At 57.3% G+C, this 17,572-nt stretch carries 28 protein-coding genes; 27 read left to right on the top strand and 1 reads right to left on the bottom strand.

Translation table 11 applies throughout. From position 1 onward, the window contains the following. Positions 1 to 104: 104 nt before the first annotated feature. The 27 genes from JOE65_RS03510 to JOE65_RS03380 all read left to right on the top strand — a co-directional run bounded on the left by JOE65_RS03510 (position 105) and on the right by JOE65_RS03380 (position 17,001). Positions 105 to 410, top strand: a complete 306-nt coding sequence (locus JOE65_RS03510) for a hypothetical protein (protein ID WP_205161933.1) — start codon at positions 105 to 107, stop codon at positions 408 to 410. Continuing rightward, a complete protein-coding gene (locus JOE65_RS03505) occupies positions 407 to 1,093 on the top strand; it encodes a DNA-methyltransferase (protein ID WP_205161932.1) in 687 nt (228 codons plus the stop codon). The genes JOE65_RS03510 and JOE65_RS03505 overlap by 4 nt, the downstream gene beginning before the upstream one ends. Next, positions 1,090 to 1,230 (top strand): hypothetical protein, encoded by a 141-nt coding sequence (locus tag JOE65_RS03500; RefSeq protein WP_205161931.1) that lies wholly within the window; start codon positions 1,090 to 1,092, stop codon positions 1,228 to 1,230. The genes JOE65_RS03505 and JOE65_RS03500 overlap by 4 nt, the downstream gene beginning before the upstream one ends. A 70-nt stretch (positions 1,231 to 1,300) precedes the next feature. Continuing rightward, positions 1,301 to 1,639 carry a VRR-NUC domain-containing protein gene (locus tag JOE65_RS03495; RefSeq protein WP_205161930.1) on the top strand — a complete coding sequence of 113 codons (339 nt, stop codon included), beginning with the start codon at positions 1,301 to 1,303 and terminating at the stop codon, positions 1,637 to 1,639. A gap of 149 nt (positions 1,640 to 1,788) precedes the next feature. Beyond that, positions 1,789 to 1,998 (top strand): sigma-70 RNA polymerase sigma factor region 4 domain-containing protein, encoded by a 210-nt coding sequence (locus tag JOE65_RS03490; protein ID WP_205161929.1) that lies wholly within the window; start codon positions 1,789 to 1,791, stop codon positions 1,996 to 1,998. Further along, positions 1,998 to 2,687: a hypothetical protein gene (locus tag JOE65_RS03485; RefSeq protein WP_205161928.1), complete on the top strand. Its 690-nt coding sequence runs from the start codon at positions 1,998 to 2,000 to the stop codon at positions 2,685 to 2,687. The genes JOE65_RS03490 and JOE65_RS03485 overlap by 1 nt, the downstream gene beginning before the upstream one ends. A 10-nt stretch (positions 2,688 to 2,697) precedes the next feature. Then, complete coding sequence (locus JOE65_RS03480; RefSeq protein ID WP_205161927.1) at positions 2,698 to 3,945, top strand: replicative DNA helicase; 1,248 nt, start codon at positions 2,698 to 2,700, stop codon at positions 3,943 to 3,945. A gap of 192 nt (positions 3,946 to 4,137) precedes the next feature. Next, positions 4,138 to 4,497: a hypothetical protein gene (locus tag JOE65_RS03475; RefSeq protein WP_205161926.1), complete on the top strand. Its 360-nt coding sequence runs from the start codon at positions 4,138 to 4,140 to the stop codon at positions 4,495 to 4,497. Beyond that, on the top strand, positions 4,494 to 4,640 hold the full coding sequence (locus JOE65_RS03470) for a hypothetical protein (protein WP_205161925.1): 147 nt from the start codon (positions 4,494 to 4,496) through the stop codon (positions 4,638 to 4,640). The genes JOE65_RS03475 and JOE65_RS03470 overlap by 4 nt, the downstream gene beginning before the upstream one ends. Further along, positions 4,637 to 4,891 (top strand): hypothetical protein, encoded by a 255-nt coding sequence (locus JOE65_RS03465; RefSeq protein WP_205161924.1) that lies wholly within the window; start codon positions 4,637 to 4,639, stop codon positions 4,889 to 4,891. Before JOE65_RS03470 ends, JOE65_RS03465 begins: the two co-directional genes overlap by 4 nt. After that, positions 4,888 to 5,460, top strand: coding sequence for a DUF7341 domain-containing protein (locus JOE65_RS03460; protein ID WP_205161923.1), 573 nt, complete (start codon positions 4,888 to 4,890; stop codon positions 5,458 to 5,460). Before JOE65_RS03465 ends, JOE65_RS03460 begins: the two co-directional genes overlap by 4 nt. Before the next feature lie 672 nt (positions 5,461 to 6,132). Further along, positions 6,133 to 6,462: a hypothetical protein gene (locus JOE65_RS03455; protein ID WP_205161922.1), complete on the top strand. Its 330-nt coding sequence runs from the start codon at positions 6,133 to 6,135 to the stop codon at positions 6,460 to 6,462. 69 nt (positions 6,463 to 6,531) lie between these two features. Next, a complete protein-coding gene (locus JOE65_RS15425; protein WP_338021539.1) occupies positions 6,532 to 7,350 on the top strand; it encodes an HNH endonuclease in 819 nt (272 codons plus the stop codon). A 117-nt stretch (positions 7,351 to 7,467) separates the two neighbouring features. Continuing rightward, complete coding sequence (locus JOE65_RS03445; RefSeq protein ID WP_205161920.1) at positions 7,468 to 7,926, top strand: hypothetical protein; 459 nt, start codon at positions 7,468 to 7,470, stop codon at positions 7,924 to 7,926. Continuing rightward, positions 7,916 to 8,977, top strand: coding sequence for a terminase (locus JOE65_RS03440; RefSeq protein ID WP_205161919.1), 1,062 nt, complete (start codon positions 7,916 to 7,918; stop codon positions 8,975 to 8,977). The genes JOE65_RS03445 and JOE65_RS03440 overlap by 11 nt, the downstream gene beginning before the upstream one ends. Then, a complete protein-coding gene (locus JOE65_RS03435; RefSeq protein WP_239536605.1) occupies positions 8,946 to 9,557 on the top strand; it encodes a terminase TerL endonuclease subunit in 612 nt (203 codons plus the stop codon). The genes JOE65_RS03440 and JOE65_RS03435 overlap by 32 nt, the downstream gene beginning before the upstream one ends. 12 nt (positions 9,558 to 9,569) lie before the next feature. Continuing rightward, positions 9,570 to 10,910, top strand: a complete 1,341-nt coding sequence (locus JOE65_RS03430; RefSeq protein WP_205161918.1) for a phage portal protein — start codon at positions 9,570 to 9,572, stop codon at positions 10,908 to 10,910. After that, complete coding sequence (locus JOE65_RS03425; RefSeq protein ID WP_205161917.1) at positions 10,907 to 12,118, top strand: hypothetical protein; 1,212 nt, start codon at positions 10,907 to 10,909, stop codon at positions 12,116 to 12,118. Before JOE65_RS03430 ends, JOE65_RS03425 begins: the two co-directional genes overlap by 4 nt. Before the next feature lie 67 nt (positions 12,119 to 12,185). After that, positions 12,186 to 12,662: a hypothetical protein gene (locus tag JOE65_RS03420; RefSeq protein WP_205161916.1), complete on the top strand. Its 477-nt coding sequence runs from the start codon at positions 12,186 to 12,188 to the stop codon at positions 12,660 to 12,662. Positions 12,663 to 12,678: 16 nt separating this feature from the next. Beyond that, positions 12,679 to 13,575, top strand: coding sequence for a phage major capsid protein (locus JOE65_RS03415; RefSeq protein ID WP_205161915.1), 897 nt, complete (start codon positions 12,679 to 12,681; stop codon positions 13,573 to 13,575). Between the two features lie 159 nt (positions 13,576 to 13,734). After that, positions 13,735 to 14,160 carry a hypothetical protein gene (locus JOE65_RS03410; RefSeq protein WP_205161914.1) on the top strand — a complete coding sequence of 142 codons (426 nt, stop codon included), beginning with the start codon at positions 13,735 to 13,737 and terminating at the stop codon, positions 14,158 to 14,160. Further along, the gene (locus JOE65_RS03405; protein WP_205161913.1) at positions 14,157 to 14,576 is read left to right on the top strand and encodes a DUF6093 family protein; all 420 of its coding nucleotides are present in this window, start codon (positions 14,157 to 14,159) and stop codon (positions 14,574 to 14,576) included. The genes JOE65_RS03410 and JOE65_RS03405 overlap by 4 nt, the downstream gene beginning before the upstream one ends. Next, positions 14,573 to 14,977 carry a hypothetical protein gene (locus JOE65_RS03400; protein ID WP_205161912.1) on the top strand — a complete coding sequence of 135 codons (405 nt, stop codon included), beginning with the start codon at positions 14,573 to 14,575 and terminating at the stop codon, positions 14,975 to 14,977. Before JOE65_RS03405 ends, JOE65_RS03400 begins: the two co-directional genes overlap by 4 nt. Then, positions 14,974 to 15,375: a hypothetical protein gene (locus JOE65_RS03395; RefSeq protein WP_205161911.1), complete on the top strand. Its 402-nt coding sequence runs from the start codon at positions 14,974 to 14,976 to the stop codon at positions 15,373 to 15,375. The genes JOE65_RS03400 and JOE65_RS03395 overlap by 4 nt, the downstream gene beginning before the upstream one ends. Before the next feature lie 195 nt (positions 15,376 to 15,570). Then, complete coding sequence (locus tag JOE65_RS03390) at positions 15,571 to 16,086, top strand: phage tail tube protein (protein WP_205161910.1); 516 nt, start codon at positions 15,571 to 15,573, stop codon at positions 16,084 to 16,086. Between the two features lie 94 nt (positions 16,087 to 16,180). Beyond that, positions 16,181 to 16,456, top strand: a complete 276-nt coding sequence (locus JOE65_RS03385; RefSeq protein ID WP_205161909.1) for a hypothetical protein — start codon at positions 16,181 to 16,183, stop codon at positions 16,454 to 16,456. 11 nt (positions 16,457 to 16,467) lie between these two features. Beyond that, positions 16,468 to 17,001 (top strand): hypothetical protein, encoded by a 534-nt coding sequence (locus JOE65_RS03380; protein ID WP_205161908.1) that lies wholly within the window; start codon positions 16,468 to 16,470, stop codon positions 16,999 to 17,001. A gap of 352 nt (positions 17,002 to 17,353) precedes the next feature. On the opposite strand, the gene JOE65_RS03375 is transcribed toward JOE65_RS03380, so the two are convergent. After that, complete coding sequence (locus JOE65_RS03375) at positions 17,354 to 17,566, bottom strand: hypothetical protein (RefSeq protein WP_205161907.1); 213 nt, start codon at positions 17,564 to 17,566, stop codon at positions 17,354 to 17,356. Between the last annotated feature and the right edge of the window lie 6 nt (positions 17,567 to 17,572).

Raw genomic sequence — 17,572 nt, 5'->3', positions numbered from 1 at the left:
CAACGCGGCGTCGGCGGGCGTGCACTCGGCCCATTCTGCCGGGATTGTAAACGGCCAGCACGGGAAATGGGCTGGACCGACGAGACCAACGACGGGGAAACGAAATGACGCAAACCCTTGACGACTCCACGGCCATACTGTGGGGCACAGCGAATCAGTCCCTGACATGGATGGTCCTATCCCGCAAGCTCGGCACGACGGTGGTAGCGAAGGTCACTGCCGACCATATGACGGTCCGCGACCACAGCTCCATCGGCATCAAAGCTGACACTCAGCAGATCGCCGAGCAGGCCGCCGAAGCATTCAGGCGGCTACGGCTCGGTGAAGACCTCGGACACTGGGCCACCCACCACCTAGAAGCGCCTGCCATGCGCGAAATCGTGCCGAACGAGGGAGGAACACTGCTATGACGCTTTATTATCAGGACGATTACGTGACGCTATATCACGGCAACTGTCTCACTGAACACCGCGAATGGTTGGGTGCTGACGTGCTGGTTACTGACCCGCCATACGGGGTGAGCTACAAATCAGGCGCCCGTCGAGACACGCTCAAGGCGTCAATCCTCAACGACACAGACACGGCAAACCGGGATGCCGCGCTCGAGGCATGGGGCTCACGCCCGGCACTTGCCTTTGGCTCATGGAAGATCACCCGCCCAGCAACTACCAAGGCACTCCTGATCTGGGACACGAAAGGCGCGCTTGGTATGGGCGACCTCCGCATCCCATGGAAACCATCTCATCAAGAAATCTACGTCCTAGGTGATGGCGAGTGGCAGGGCAAGCGAGACACTGACGTATTCAGCCACGGCTACACCGGCGATGACGTGCTGAGCTACGCGCCCGTCCAGTCAATGTCAAAGAACGGCAGGCTCCACCCACACCAAAAGCCGGTCCAGCTCATGGAGTGCCTGATAGCCAAGACGACAGGGCAGGTAGTCGCTGACCCGTTCGCCGGATCTGGATCAACACTCGTGGCAGCGAAGGCACTTGGGCGTCACTCAATAGGCGTCGAGCTCGACGAACGAGACTGCGAAATCATCGCCAAACGATGCGCTCAGGGTGCACTCGTCTTCGGTGCCTTCGCATGAGCCGCGAACTTACCGGCCCCGCACAGTTCGCCCGGACACCATCAGGCGAAACTCTCATCACCGTATTCGTGGAGGGCGCACACGAGCTACCGCACGGGACAATCATCACCGTCGTATTACCGGAAGGGGGATCGTGATGATCATTGAGATATTCCCATATCCACCGACCGCCCATAGGCGGTTTTTTTATGCCCGGAAGGGGTACTAATGGCATCGCGACTTACCGACATTGACAACCAGCTACGGGCTATTACGGAGAGGCGATTCCAGTCCACTGTGCAGAACCTAATGACTGCCTACAAGTGGAAGTGGTTTCATGCGCCAGACAATCGACCCGTCAACGGGCGCATACAGGGCGTCAAGGCTGGATTTCCTGACCTTATCGCCGTACGCGGGCAACGGGTCATTGTTGCCGAACTCAAGACCGAGACCGGGAGGGTTAGCGAGGACCAGAAAGAATGGTTATTCCTTTTCGACCATGCCGGAATCACTTCTTATGTTTGGCGACCACGCGACACCGAAGCGATCAAATTAATATTGCGATGAATTAGTAGTGCAGGACCCAGATAAAAATGGGTTAAGCGGACATTAGTTCGATACAATAGAAGGATAAAGACGAAGGACCCGCAGTGCTACCAACACCGCAGATCCTTCTAACCATCCTTCTGATGTCACCAGAGAGGAGGGCTTCAGCAATGATAGCTGAAACGGCCCCCGTAGAGCTTAAAAATCTTGCTAGACAGTTCCTTGAACTACAGCAGGGACGCCACCAGCAAAACCAGATCCACCGGCCATACTTTGCCTGTCTCGCTCACCAGTACGGACTCACGCACCAAGAGATTGGCGACGCCTACGGCATGACAGAGGCAGGCGTCCGGAAGATGCTCAAGCGGGCGGTGAAGTAGTGCCGTGGTTTAAGGTAGACGACCAGTTCGCTTTTAACGCGAAGGTTATGGCCGCAGGCAATGAGGCGGTTGGACTATGGGTCCGCGCTGGCTCATGGTCAGCGGCTCAACTAACCGACGGATTCATCCCCGACCACATGGCAAACGCTATGGCAAATGGCATGGCAAAAGAATGCGGTGTGGATGCGCTTGTTAATGCGGGCTTATGGAACCGCATTGACGGAGGTTACCGCTTCCATGACTGGGACGAATTTCAGCCATCAGCCGAAGATGAGAAGAAAAAGAGAAAAGCCCGTAGTGACGCGGGGAAGGCGGGCGCAAGGGCTAGGTGGGATGGCAAACCGCATGGCAAACCGCATGCGGATGCTATGGCAAAAGAATGCGAAGTCGATGACCCGACCCGACCCGACCCGACCCGACCCACACTCTCTAAAGAGAGTGTGCCTACCAGTGGCAACCGCAGGCCCAACGTGGCACTCCCAGTGTCTTGGGCTCCAACGAGCGCGCATAAGGAATACACCGAAGTTGAGGGCATCAGGTTGGACTTCGAGGCTGATCGGTTTAGAGCACACGCAGAAGCCAACGACCGACGACTACGTGATTGGGACGCGGGCTTTCGTAACTGGCTACTCAAGGCCGAGCGCACCACCAAGAAGCAAATCCCGCACAACCCGTTATGGGATTCGTAAGGAGGAATGAATGCAAGATCTAAACGCGGCTGAACAATCGATCATCGGGGCATTACTGCTCACTAATGGAAAAATCCTTGACGAGCTGGATTTCAACCCACGCGACTACCACCAGCCAATCCATGAAGTTGTGCATCGCACTATTGCGGAGATGAAAGCCGCGAATCAACCCATCGACGCGCTGACAGTCATGGATGCACTCGCACGGGCTAAGGAACCCATACCAGCAACATTCCTACATGAAGCGATGCAAGCGACACCATCAGCAGCCAGCGCAACCCACTACGCCGGGATCGTCACGGACGCCGCAACACTCCGCCGGGTCCAATCAGCCGCAACGAGTGTCCACCAAATGGTTCACGACGGCGGGGACGCGGATGTGATTGTGGAGGAAGCCCGCAAGCTCATGGACGGCACGCAGCCTCGATCCAGAAACCAGCGGGTGTCATTCCTCGAAGACACGATGGAAGCGACGATCAACTACCTGGATGAGGAAGTTGATTCAGTCCCGACAATCTGGCCTTCACTGAATGACATCATCACCGGGCTAAGACCAGGTGCGGTTTACGTCGTCGGGGCTAGGCCGAGTGTGGGCAAGTCAGTCGTCGCTATGCAAATGGCTCAAGCGCTACTCAAGGTCGGCTCTGTCGCGTTCGTGTCCCTGGAAATGTCTGTCAATGATCTGACATCACGGCTCATCTCGAACGAGCTCAAGATCGACATGGGCCGAATCGTCCGTCATGACCTGACACCGACCGATTGGAAGCGGATCTCGGAATGGATGCCCAAGCGTCAGCATGTACCACTGGCGATCAATGACAACTCCGGATCGACCATCGCCGACATTCGGGCGTTCGCTCGCAACGTCAACCGGCGTAAACCATTGGCGGGCGTCGTCGTGGACTACATGCAACTCATGTCCGCGCCCATCGGTGATCGGCGGCCACGACATGAGTTCGTATCCGAGATGTCGAGGCAACTGAAGATCCTAGCCATGGACCTACATGTCCCGGTCATCGCACTATCCCAACTCAATCGGTCCAGTGAATCGAGGGAAGACAAACGCCCCGGACTATCCGACCTGCGCGAGTCTGGATCCATCGAGCAAGACGCCGACGTCGTGATCCTCCTGCATCGGGAAATCATGGGCGACAAGAAGAACGATATTAGTTTCGCCGTTGCCAAGAACCGGCATGGCGCGACGGGCATGGCGCATATGCAGTTCGCCGGCCATTACTCGGAGGTTCGGGATGCCTGAACGAGAACACCTAGAAGATCCAATTCGGCTCGGTGAGATTCTGAGCCAACTATTCGGGGCCGCTCCAGACGGGGCGGCCTTACTTGTGCCACCAGAGAATCACACACAACCCAAGGAAAGCCCCGCAACCCCCGAGCGTCACCCGAACCCATCCAACCCAAACAACGCCAGCACAGAGGCACACAGGAGCGCATGACTATGGAACGCAAATACAACAGCGCCGAATGGGCAGCAGCCAAACGCGTTGGCCTCAACACCAAACAACCCAATGACTACCAATCGATCATTGCTGGAGGCCCCAAATATCTACCCGGAGGCCCAATGATCTACGCAACGGGTAACTACCATCCGGCACACGCACGCAAGATGGCTGAAGATTGGTCCATCGTCGCCGACGCAATGAAACGTGAATGGGGCAGTGCATCCCACCAAATGGAACACGAGACCACCGCCGAGCTCATCGAACGGGCACGGACACTCGCACCACACACCGAAGACGGCCCCATCATCCGCGAACTAGCCGACGCACTGGAACGGGAGGCAGGGAAATGAGTAACTACATCGTTGAACTTCGGGCAGCTGCAAACATCCACCGCGAAATCTTCGTCTCATATCAGGACGCCGGATTCAATGACGAGCAGGCGCTACACCTAACGACGGCAGTGGTTATAGAACTGGAACGGAGACGGAAATGAGGAAACTTGAAGATCTTGACATGACCGACTGCGGCAGGAGCATCACGATCACCCTAGATGTGGACTACCCGCAATCCACTACGGTCACCGGGCCACTGTGTTTCGTGCAGCAACACACCGATTGGATCACAGAGCAGCGCCTATGCGATCAGGAACCCACCTACGCTCCCGGCAAACAGACGACAGAACTCAAGGTGGGCGCGTGGTCCGCGACACTAGGCGCGCTCACTGAATGCGAGATGCACCCATGAGCCTAAGTCAGAACATCCACACACTCACCCGTCCACACCTACCCGCAGGCGCGACACTGGACAGCAAGCCCGAGCCGTCGCTATTGGATCAGCTAGCCAAGGCGGTCTACGACGGAGCCAAGGGCGGCAAGGGCAACGGGACCCCAATACCAATCAGCGCCGAGGTTGTATCGATCCAACAGGACATCGACCGAGACGCCCGCGATATCCAACACGACCTAACAGGATCCAGCACCGGAACATTGGTGGGCGTCATCCAGTCATGGGCCGACGTCGAGGACATGCACTGGGTGGCATTCCTGGAACACGTCACGATGGATTGGGTGGATCAGATCGAGGGCATCATCAGGCCACACAAACCGCCATACCGACCAGCCGTCCCATGCCCGAGCTGCGACATGATCTACAACGCGGACGGGGAAGGGCCGGGGATGAGTATTCACTGCTGGGGACCCGATGATGTGATGCTGCCAATTGGGAAATGGACAGCGCAATGCACGCACTGCAACGCGGGATGGGGGCCGGACGAAATGAAATGGGTACGACACGCGCTAATGAGTGTTGCGTAATGAATGACAACCGTGTAACTTAGGAAGTGCATTCCCCAGAAGTCTCACAAGGCCCAGCCAATACGGCGAGGGTCTTTTTTTATATGTCCAGCCGAGGTGTCCCCAGTCCCTCGCTGGCCTCGCGGATAACACCGCAGCCCCGCCCGTGCGACCTCATACGCCGGGCGGGGCACTCACACTTCCTGCATGGAGACCCCCCGCATGTACTAGGGCAAGTTCCCTAAACGGGTGCCAAACAGTAAGGCGTGTGATGCTACTCCGGTAGCTGAGGACTGAGCCTGCTGGGGGCCTAAGAACGAGGCGTCCGCCACACGCCTACTCCATGCAGGAGCCACCACACTTCCTGGAGGTGGGCATGAATAAGATCCTTGAGTCCAACAAGGCATGGATAGCACATGAACTACTGCACCCTTTGTTCGGCCCGAGCACATGCGGAGACGCTAACTGCAACTTCCCCAACCATGTGCCGATCAACACCAAAGCATTCCTAATAGCAACCGCAAACAACGAATAACACTTCCCGGTTGGGTCGCAACACGCCAAGGCAAGCGACGAGCAACCGGGGCACATATTTCCCGTCAACGCCGTGCAACTCCGGCGAAGGACTGCAGAGCTGGTTATTCCTTCCCAGCGACGACGCTAACCTGCGGGGATTAGCTAACGGGGGATGAGATGGCAAGAGCCAAGAGCATCTGCCCTAAGACCGGATGCCCACACGTTGTAGTCAAACGCTACTGTGCCGAGCACGAGCGCGAGTACGAAGCCAAGCGCGGCAACTCCTACCGGCGCGGATACGGAAGCGCACACAAGGCGCTGAGGGCAAGCTATATGCCAGCCCATCAAGCGGGCACGCTGACATGCTGGCGTTGCAATCAGATCATCCCACCAAGCGAACCGTTCGACCTCGGACATGATGACGACGACCGGACCAAGTACGCCGGACCTGAACACGCGCTATGCAACCGAGCCGCAGCCGGACGGAAAGCGCACCGGATCGACTAACCAATAAGTAAACCCCGCGACTGCGTCAACAGTCCGGGGCTATGGCAATCGCTTAGAAGGAGCGACTACATGAATAAGCGTACCTGCTCTAAAGATGGATGCGACCGCAAGCACCAAGCACGCGGTTTATGTGGGGCTCACTATAACCAGACGCACATGAAGAATAGGCACCCAAAGAAAATGGTGCCTTGTGCTATTTGTGGTGTGGAAGTACTCAAGGGTTTAGGCGGAGGGCGTATCTATGGGGTCGTATGCTCCTACGAATGCAGGTCAGAACTTACGCGCACCCGACGCAGCACAGAACGAGCGCGGGACCGACGCAGCAAGCTCCCGGACGATCACTGGGCACTGTGGTTCGGGAGGTCAAGTTCTTGGCCGAGGGGCGGATGGAAAGACTGCGACTATTGCGCTAAGCGATTCCCCGCCAATAATGTGAACGCAAAGTACTGCACTAAGACTTGCAGGTCGTGCTGGCGCGACAGTGCGGACGGTACAATCAGTTCATCCCAAACTAACTCAATGGTGAGAGAGTGCGCGAGATGCGGCGACCAATACACCAGCCCATACCAAGGACGCATCTACTGCACAGACTACTGCCGAGACAAGGCGAAAGACGAGCGCGGAACCTACCTGCATCACGGATGGATAAGGCCTGCGATAAGGGCTGCAATCTATAAGCGTGACAACTACATGTGCTGGCTATGTGGTGAACAGGTTGATCTCGAAGCTGACGGCAAGCGTGACGACTGGGCAGCAACATTGGATCACGTTATACCACGTTCCAAAGGCGGCACTCATGACGAGTCCAACCTAAAGACAGCACACCGATGGTGTAATTCAATCCGATCAGACAGTGGCGCCTCGTCCATCTGGGATCTGGTTTCCTAACCTACACAACCCCCACGCATCCCCACCAAGCCCACCTGAAAGAAAAACCGACGGTGAGAGCGCTGCTTTGCGCGAGGGGTTCAAATATTCGAAGGTTCAGCCATTTAGGAGGTCGCCATGCAGGGTGGATCTCGAAATAGGTCTGGTCCACAAAAAGACCCCAACTCGCTAACGTCTGCCGCTCAGGGTGTTGTCTTTCATGCACTACCTGCGGGCGGCTTTCAAGGTGAGATCCCCGATTTCTTATTGCCGAATGTCAGTGAGCGTGAGGCTGAGGTTTGGGCTGAACTTTGGCGCACACCGCAAGCATCCGCGTGGTCGCTGGAATCATGGCGGTGGCGTGTTGTCTCGATGTATGTTCGCTGGTCCGTTCGTATGGAGGACGCCGAGGCTAACGCCGCGCTTGTTTCTCAGGTTATTCGTCTTGGGGATCAAATCGGACTAACACCGGCTGGACTCCGAGAGAATGGCTGGAAGATTGCGCCTACTGAGGGTGAGCAGAAGGCCACTGGAACTACCGGCAAGACGCGATCGTCGTCTCGCACCCGGCTAAAGGTTGTGGGGAATGACGAATGATCTGTCGCTGTCATTTTCCCCGTCCGAGACTCTAGGTTTTCTCGGCGCAGATTGGATAGAGGCTCACTGTTCGGTCCCTGACGGGTTCGATAAGGGCGCGCCATTCGTTCCGTCAACGTGGCAGTTGTTCATTATCGTGAACCATTACCGGATCAAGCGGGCCGTGAAGTTCGTTCCATCCCGGCCCATCCTTGCGCCGGCGTTCACGTATCGCCGTTCGCAGTGTGTGGCGCCGCAGAAGACGGGTAAGGGTCCACTTGCCGCTGCGGTCACGCTACTGGAGGCTGCTGGGCCAATTGTGTTCGGCGGTTGGGCTGTTGGCGGTGAGGTTTACGACTGCCGCGATCATGGTTGCGGCTGTGGGTTCATCTATGAGTATGAGCCCGGCGATGCAATGGGCATTCCCCGTAACACTTCCCTGATTCAGCTCGTGGCGACGTCTGAAGAGCAGGTGGATAACGTTTACCGGCCCTTGCAGTCGATGGTCCGAGGTGGTCCGCTCGCTGAGATCATGAAGACTGGCGAGCAGTTCGTCCGTTTACCGAATGACGGGAAGATCGAGGCTGTTACGAGCTCGGCCCAATCTCGTCTTGGTAATCCGATCAACTTTGCGAACTTCGATGAGTCCGGCATTTACACGATCCAGAACAAAATGGTTCGGGTAGCTGAGACTATGCGCCGCGGCCTGGCTGGTATGGGTGGGCGGTCGATTGAGTGGACGAACCCTTGGGATCCATCGGAGAACTCGACGGCTCAACGGACCAGCGAGTCGAAATCCACTGACATTTTCAGGTTCTACCGGAAACCACCCGCCGATCTGAGCTACAAGAACAAGGCTGAGCGGCACAAGATCCACAAGTACGTTTACGAAGGCTCTCCTTGGGTTGATCTGAACGCAATTGAGGCTGAGGCTGCGGAGCTTATGGAGACTGACCCGGCACAGGCTGAACGATTCTACGGGAACCGTATCGTGCATGGTCTCGGTGCGTGGCTCAAGGATGGTATCTGGGAGGGCTCATATGCCGGAAATGCTCTGGTTGCCCAATCCTGATCCGGGAACCGCTATATGCGTCGGATTCGATGGCAGTGAGAATGACGATTTCACCGCATTGCAGGCTGAGACTATTGACGGTTTCTCATTCACGCCGCGCTACGGTCCAGATAGTCGCCCTGCTGTATGGAATCCAGCGGAAGAAGGCGGGTTCATCCCCCGCGATCAGGTACACGTTGCCGTTGCTGAGATATTCGAGCGGTACAAGGTGGAGCGCATGTATTGCGACCCGCACGACTGGTATTCGGAGATTGGGCAATGGTCAATCGAGTACGGCGATAATCACGTTTTCGAGTGGCCGACAAATAAGGTCCCACGGATGTTTCCTGAGATCCGTCGCTTCGAGATTGACTTAGCTCAGCGGCGAATCAAGCACGACGGGTGCCCGATAGCAACCGTCCACGCCGCGAACGCGAAGAAGGTTGGCAAGCCTGCCCAGCAGTACGTGCTGGGCAAACCATCGAACCATCAGAAGATCGACGCGATTATGGCGAAGATCCTGGCCCACACTGCCGCCGCTGATGCGCGCGAGGCTGGATGGAATGCTGAAACTACTGATAATCGTATGTTCGTTTTTTGAGAGGAGTCCATTGTGGCGCTAAGCGTTGAAGAGACTAATCTCGTTTCGTCTTTGGCTATTCAGGGATCAGCCAACACTCAGGCTGACTTGAAGAATGACCGATACTACGAGGGCTCGCAACGCTTGGAGCATATCGGACTAGCCGTGCCACCAGAGCTGCGGCGGTTTGAAACGCTGGTGAACTGGTCAAGGACGACCGTTGATTCCGTGGCTGATCGGCTGGCTATGCGGCGCTTCTACTTGCCGGGGCAGGAAGTCGCGTCTGCAGCGCTTCGTGAGGGTTGGGACTATAACAACCTGGATTCCGAGTCTGTTATTCATCACCAAGAGGCGATGATACTTGGCCGTGGCTATGTAACCGTGGGCACAAATGAGGAAGACCCCGAGCATCCGCTGATCACCGTCGAGTCGCCGCGTGAAATCACCGTGGACGTCGATAAGCGACACCGTAGGATAAACGCCGCGCTGCGCCTATACGGGCAAGACGAGACCGACCTGACACCAAAGTATGCGACTCTCTACCGCCCGAACTCGACCGTCTGGCTAGAGAAGAACAACGGGCGATGGACGGACATATCACGAGATGATCACAATCTGGGCCGTGTCCCGATTGTGATGTTCTTGAATCGCCGACGCATTGGGCGTTGGAATGGTGTTTCGGAGATGACCGACGTAATCCCGCTAGTGGATGCCGCCGCCCGCTCTCTGACTAACCTGCAGATCGCAGCCGAGACCGTATCCGTTCCCCAGAAGTGGGTGCTCGGGATGACTAAGGGTGACTTCGTTGATAAGGAAGGCAACCCGATCCCGCAGTGGCAAGCCTACTTTGGCGCTATCTGGGCTAATGGGAACAAGGACGCGAAGGTCGGTCAGTTCGATTCCGCAGACCTAAGCAACTTCCACGCGACAGTGAATCATTATGCACAGCTCGCGGCTTCCGTGACTGGACTGCCCACCCGTTATTTTGGGCAGAATAGCGTGAATCCTCCCGCTGAGGGTGCGATCCGCGCTGACGAGGCCCGACTCATCCTGAACGTGGAACGCAAGCAAGCGAACTTCGGTGACGGTTGGGGCTGGGTTATGGCCCTTTATGAGCGGTTCCGCACCGAGAAGTGGCCTGAAGGTAACCGGATCAAGACCGACTGGTACGACGCCGGCACACCCACGAAGGCACAGACCGCAGACGCACTCTCGAAGCTCTACGCAAACGGCAATGGCGTGTTTTCCCGTGAAGGTGTTTGGGATGAGATGGGATGGTCTGAGGCGCGCAAGGAGCAGGAGCGTGGATACTTCGAGCGTGAATCCCGTATGGCTATTACTTCTCTTGAGAAGGACGTTAGCGAGGCGTTGTGATTCCGAGTGCAGCCGTTACGCATTACAAGCAGATGCAGCGGTTGCAATCAGTCGCAGTGCTGGCCGCTCGTCGTGCGTGGTCTGGTGTTGATCTGGGCAACCTTTCCGGGTGGGAAGCGTCTTTACCGGAGGTCACGGCGGCATTGTCGGTAGTTCAAGTCGAGGCCGCATCTGCGGGGGCTTCTTACTCCGCGCTCACACTGGCGCAACAAGGCTTATATGTGGCGCCGGAAGCGTTCGTTGATCCTTCTGGGTTCGGTGGCTATGCCTCGGATGGTAGGCCGTTAGATAGCCTGCTGCACGCTCCGGTTCCGCACACGAAAGCCCTCATTGGCGGGGGAATGGCAGCGGATGTAGCTAAGGATCAGGGCCGTAAGTTTTTGGACATGATCGTCAAGACGCAGGTTGCCGACGCAGGCAGGGCTGCTGCGGGTGTCGATATTGCGGCACGTCCCGGCACTGGCTATGTGCGGATGTTGAACCCGCCGTCGTGCTCACGATGCTCTATCCTCGCTGGCCGATTCTACCGTTGGAACGCTGGCTTTAGTAGGCATCCGAGCTGTGATTGTGTCCATGTGACATCTACGCAATCAGCGGTTGACGGCGCAGGCAGTGAAGGTCTAATCCATGACCCATACGAGTACTTCCAGAGTTTATCCGAAGCCGATCAGAACCGGATCTACACAAAAGCCGGAGCGGCTGCGATCCGTGATGGCTCAGACATCTTTCAGGTCGTCAATTCACGCCGCGGGATGAAGCCTGGTGGATTACTGACCACTGAGGGCACTTCACGCCGTGGCAATTTTGGCCGCGGTCGAAGATTGACGCCGGAGGGAATTTACGCGCAGGGCAAATCTCGCCAAGAGACACTAGCCCTACTGGAACGCAATGGCTACATATTGCCGGGTGGTCAGGACCCCATGGGCGTCATTAGAGGCGGGCGTGAGGGCTTCGGACAGCTAGGCGGCGGCGGTGCCAGAGTTGGCGCACGAGAGGCCATCCTAGAGGCGCGTAGGACCGGCGTAAGGAACCCGAGCATCCGAGCGACCATGACAGCCGCAGAGCGTCGCAGCTTTGACGCTCGGGCCAACTGGGACGCAGTGCGCGCCGGCAGAAATCCTTTCACAAACTCAAGCGGCGCGAAGGTAACCCCAGATGTGGCCGCCCGTGTTGAGCGAGATTTCCGTAAATACATCCTCGGCTATTAGGCCGACCCAATTACTCCCCCATGCGCGATGCTTCGGGGGTTTTTCTATCCGCGATGGAGGAACCAAAATGTCGGACCCAAACGACCCGCAGGAAACCACAAATCAGGGCGACCCTAACGCGCTGGCTGACGGCGGGAAGAAGGCACTGGACACCGAGCGGAATGCCCGCAAGGTAGCCGACCGCAGGGTGAGTGAACTGGAAAACCAGGTTACTTCCTTGCAGTCAGCACACGAAACCGCTCTCAATACCGCAACTACGGCGGCAACAGAGGCAGTAACACGCGCCGAATCAGCGGAAGGCAACACGCTCCGTTACAAAGTGGCACTCGAAACGGGCGTACCCGCTAAGCATATTGGGCGCTTGCAGGGTGACACGGAGGAAGCGTTGCGTGAAGATGCTGCGGCTTTCGTTGCTGACATTGTGCCCGGACCGACAACCCCGAAGCCCGACCCCTCACAAGGGGCGAAGGGCGAACCCGCTAAGTCTTCGACCGCGGACCAATTTGCTAGCGCCATTGAAGGCGCGCTGAATAACCAAGCATAGAAAGTAGGGACTGGCCATGGCTGGTATCGACATCAACCGGAGTACATCCGGCGTACTACTCCCCCCGGAGGTCTCCGGGGAAATCTGGTCGAATGCGATCACCGAGTCTGCTGTCATGCAGCTCTCTCGTCAGATCACTCTTCCCGGTTCGGGTGTATCCATCCCGATCATCACTGGTGACGCTGAGGCTGACTGGGTAGCTGAGACCGCTGAGAAGCCGGTATCTCGTGCAACTCTCGGCAATAAGCTCATCACCCCCTACAAGCTGGCTGTGATTGAGCCGTTCTCGAACGAGTTCCGCCGCGATCTTCCCGGCTTGTACGCGGAGTTGGCCCGCCGACTCCCGTCTGCACTGGCGCGGAAGTTTGACTCCACGGTTCTGGCTGGTGCCGCTCCGGGCTCGAACTTCGATGTCCTCACAGGTGCCGCTGCAGTTGGAATCTCGGGCGACACTTATGGTGGCCTCGTTGCCGCTGATCAGGCTGTCGCTACCGGCGGTGGGCTGTTGAATGGTTGGGCGCTCTCCCCGCAGGCACGCGGGCTCCTGCTCGGCGCTGTTGACGCGCAGGGCCGTCCCTTGTTCATCAATAACGTCCAGACAGACGGGGCTGTTCCGGCTCTGCTTGGTGCTCCCGTCTACACCTCGAAGGCTGTCTACCTGGCAGACATCGACGGCGCCGGCGTTGGTACTGATTCGCAGCTCGGTTACGCAGGTGACTGGACTTCGGCAATGTTCGGCACGGTTGAGGGTGTCCAGATCAGCGTTTCCGATCAGGCAACCATCAACGACGGCGGGACACAGCTCAACTTGTGGCAGCGGGACATGTTTGCGATCCGCGCTGAAATCGAGATCGGTTTCCGCGTCCGCGACATCGCCCACTTCGCGAAGCTGACCAACGCTACTCAGGCGTAACCCGTGGCTAAATTGAAGGCCCCAAACTCTACCGCCGTAGTTGACGTGCCGGATGAGCTTGTGGGTCGATATGAGGCCGCTGGGTGGGTTGCTGTCAAGGAGCCCAAGCCAGCAAGTAAGAGCACGCAGAAGTTGGACAAGTAGGAAGGTGGTGCGGTCATGGCATACGCAACAGTGAGTGATGTTGAGGCGCGCCTTGGCCGCACCCTTTCCACCCTTGAGCGGGGCCAAGTTGAGGCGTGGCTTTCCGACATTGAGGAACAGGTAAACGCACGGGTACCAACTCTCGCTGAGCGGATCCTCACAGGCTCACCGTCCATGGCTCTAGTCAAGGCGATTATTGCTGGCGCGGTAAAGCGTGCTGCTGATAATCCGAAGGGCTTGAAGTCGCGGACGCTCGCATTTGATGACTACTCCCGGACTGAGGTTTCAGGTTCGGCAAGCACTGACATTCTGTACTTGACGGATGAAGAGTGGAATCTACTCTTGCCCGGATCCTCGGGTGACGCATTCACTATCCGGCCTTATGGTGCGACGGCTCGGCAGGGACAGTGGGTTAGCCCAGATGTGTGGGTGCCACTGTGATTAGTAGTGATGAACTAGCGCAGGCTCAGGCGTTCGCTGAAACGTTCATGGTGGACACTTGCGCCGCCACTCGCGGATCCGGCGACCCGGTGTTCAATCCGGACACGGGCCAGTATGAGCCATCATCCATGGTGATTTATCCGACTCCTGAGCAGGTTGCGGCCGGTAATCCTGGCCGTTGTCGAATGCAGACATCACGTCCACAACCGGCGAACCCGGAAGCGGGCGGCGCGGTGTTCACAGTGGAGACCGTGACACTACAAGTGCCCGCTGGCGTCTCACTGAATGTTGGTGATCTAGCCGAGATTACAGACTCAGTGAATCCAGTTCTAGTCGGCAATGTCTACCGGATCACTGGGCTATCTGAGAAGACGCACGAGACGAAACGCACCTACGCCGTGGAGGTTATGTCATGAGCTTCTATATTGATTCCTCTGGGTTGCGCGTACTCTCTCAAAACCTAGGAAAGGTTGCCGGTTCAGCGGTGAAGGATGTTGATGCGGTCCTCAAGAAGGGTGCGCAGAACATCAAAGAGGAATTAGCTGCTGATGTCAGGGGTTCGACTCACTTTGTCGGAAAGAAGGGTCCGGGCTTGGAGTCCTCCATGTCTTACGACTCTGACTATCGGATAGGCCAACCCGCCTACGAGATCGGCCCGGATAAGTCCCGTCGCGGTGGTGCGCTCGGCAATATCTACTACTTCGGCACAAGCCGTGGTGGTGGTTCCGGTGACCTTGAGAAGCCGTTGCGTACTGAGGGTCCACGCCTTGAGAAGTCGCTCGCTGATTTGGCTGACCAGTTCGGGAGTCAACTGTGAGTGATCTTGCCGCCGCGTTGGAGAACCTTGTAGTCGGGATCCAAACCTACAAGGGCGAGGCTCCATCGACTCCCATTTATCCTTACGTGCTGCTGAATGCGCCCCTGCCACTCGCTAGTGAGCGTTCATTAGCTCGCTCGGGCCAGTCGGTTGATGCGCGGATTAGGGCCACGGTTGTGGCGTTTGATTCGGTCGGTGTTCGGTGGGGCTCCCAGAAGGTGGTTGATGCCTTGGAGGGTGTGCGCCCTGTGGTCACTGGCTGGAATGTTGGGCGGGTTGAGAATATCCCGAATGACCAGCCAATCCAGGTTGACACTGACGTAAACGTCCCCGGTTATGGCAATCCGATGTATCACCCGCTGGACTTTATCGCCGTCGCTTCACGAACCAGCCCATAAGGAGGCTCGCATTGTTTGTTCGCGTCAAGGATCAGGACACGAAACACGAGTTTGATGTGCCCGAAAGTGACCCGCGCATTGGGTCAGCGTTCGAGCTCGTCAAGGCAGATCGGTATCCGCCGGTTATTCGTCCCCGCCAACCCAAATATCACACCGAGCCCACGAGGGCGACCACTAAGAAAAAGGTAGCCGACAATGGCAGAACTACCCAGCACACCAGCGGACGGTAACGTCCTCGTCAAACTCATTCCCGCCGTCGCAGACATGGACGCACCGAAGCTCACTGAGCTAAACGCGGCGGGCGCGACTGACATTTCCTGTTACCTCACGTCGGACGGGTACACGCCCGGCGTCGATCAGGCAGGCGTCCCCGATGAGCGTCTATGCTCAACCCAGATCTTTGAGCAGCCGGGCCGAGTCACCAACTCCCTCAACCTGACGTATATCGACAACACGAATGCGCCGAATGAGCTGACCGACAACATGGCTAAGACGACGCTCATCTCCGATTCGACTCACGTTCTGTTGGTGCGCCGCGGTGTGCCATACGAGGACGCACTCGCCGCCGGTCAGACGGTGACTCTCTGGCCTATCAAGGCTGGCATTCAGCACGAGCTCCCACCGGAGGCAAACTCTGTGTTGAAGATCAGCCAGAAGCAGTTTGTGACTGGCCCTGTTGCGCGGTCGGTGAAGATCTCCGCCACCGTCTAACCCTACGACCGGCTGGCCGGGGTGAATTCAGGCTCCCTCGGCCAGCCCACCAACTTTCCCGAGCCTGAATCATCACAGTAGGAGCCTGATTCTCATGAGTAAGACCATCGAAGGTGTGCCCGAGTTCTTCACTCGCGAGCAGTACATCTCATTCTTCACAGCCGTTGGAGTTGACCCAGCCCAGACGATGGCCCTCAAGTTCCTCCCGGACAGCGTTGAAATCCTCGCAAAGGCTCGCAACAGCGACGGCGCGTACCTCCTCGCTGATGACCCGGCGTGCATCTGCTCCGTTGATGGAACCGACGACGACTGCACAGCTCAGCACGGATTCGCCAAACACACCATCATCATTCCCGTTCGCGAAAAGTAGGAGCCTGGAACATGAAACTTGAAGTGAAGCGCCCTGAGAAGTACGTCGAGTTCTGCCTTGATGGAGACCTCTACGGTGAGTACGAAACAGCCAAAGAAGAGCTAGACCTTGCCCGGCGTAAAGCGATGGCCGATAAGCGGCTGAATGACCCCGCTGTCGAGCTTGCCCGGAAGCTGATTGCTCTTGGTGACAAAATCCGCGGCGAGTCGGTGCGGTTCTTGCTGCGCGGGATGCCCCGTAAACGTTGGGCGACCCTGATGGCTGAGAATCCACCCCGCGACGGTGACGCCGTGGATAAGGCCCACGGGTTCAACGTCGAGGCTGTGATGATCGAGGCCATCCCTGAGTCCATCATCAGCGTGACGAAAGACGACAAGGCCATCGAATTCACCCCCGCCGAGGATTGGTCCCCGACCGCCGACGACATGACGGACATCCAGTATGAGGATTTCGTCGTTGCTGTGTTGAGCGTGAATCGCGGGAGGCAGGAAGTCCCTTTTTCGCTGGACGCCTACAGGAGGATCAGCGACTCCGACAAGACGTAGAGACCGCAGAACGTCTAGGCGTCTCGCTGAAACGGTTCCTTGGTTGGGAGCCGGAGACGACTTACACCTACGACGGTGACCGATTGGTGTCGTCCCGCCCGGAAATCGAATGGGACGAGCCGGAGCAGACGTGGATGCTCGCGTTGCAGTACTACCGGGATGGGTTATGTCCGCTCTGCGGGATGCCACGGTCAATCTGTGGCGACCCTGAGAATGAGATGAAAGTCAAGTCTCCGCCGCCGTCGCGCTGCCACTTCACCACGGCGCGCCTTAGGCGGCAGGAGTCGCAAACATCTGGTCAGGTCAAGCCTAAGTATGAGGGCGCATTGCTCTATACGGCTGGTATTCCAAACTAGCGTTTTTCGAGTGCTGCGAGTACTCGTCTTGCGAAACCTACTGCAGCTATGACTAGCCCAATAATCACCATTCCCCATGTAGTAGGTGCCCCGAAAGTTCCTTGCGTCATCGTCATGGTGATGAAGACGGCGCCAATTGCTGCAATGAAAAGGCCGAGCTTGATCGTCAAAGTTCCGGGCGCACGTCGCGCCATTTGCTGTGTAGTCATGCCCGC

This window comes from Arthrobacter roseus (assembly GCF_016907875.1).
In the GTDB taxonomy this organism is placed as follows: domain Bacteria; phylum Actinomycetota; class Actinomycetes; order Actinomycetales; family Micrococcaceae; genus Arthrobacter_J; species Arthrobacter_J roseus.
This window is presented reverse-complemented; position numbering and strand designations above follow the sequence as displayed.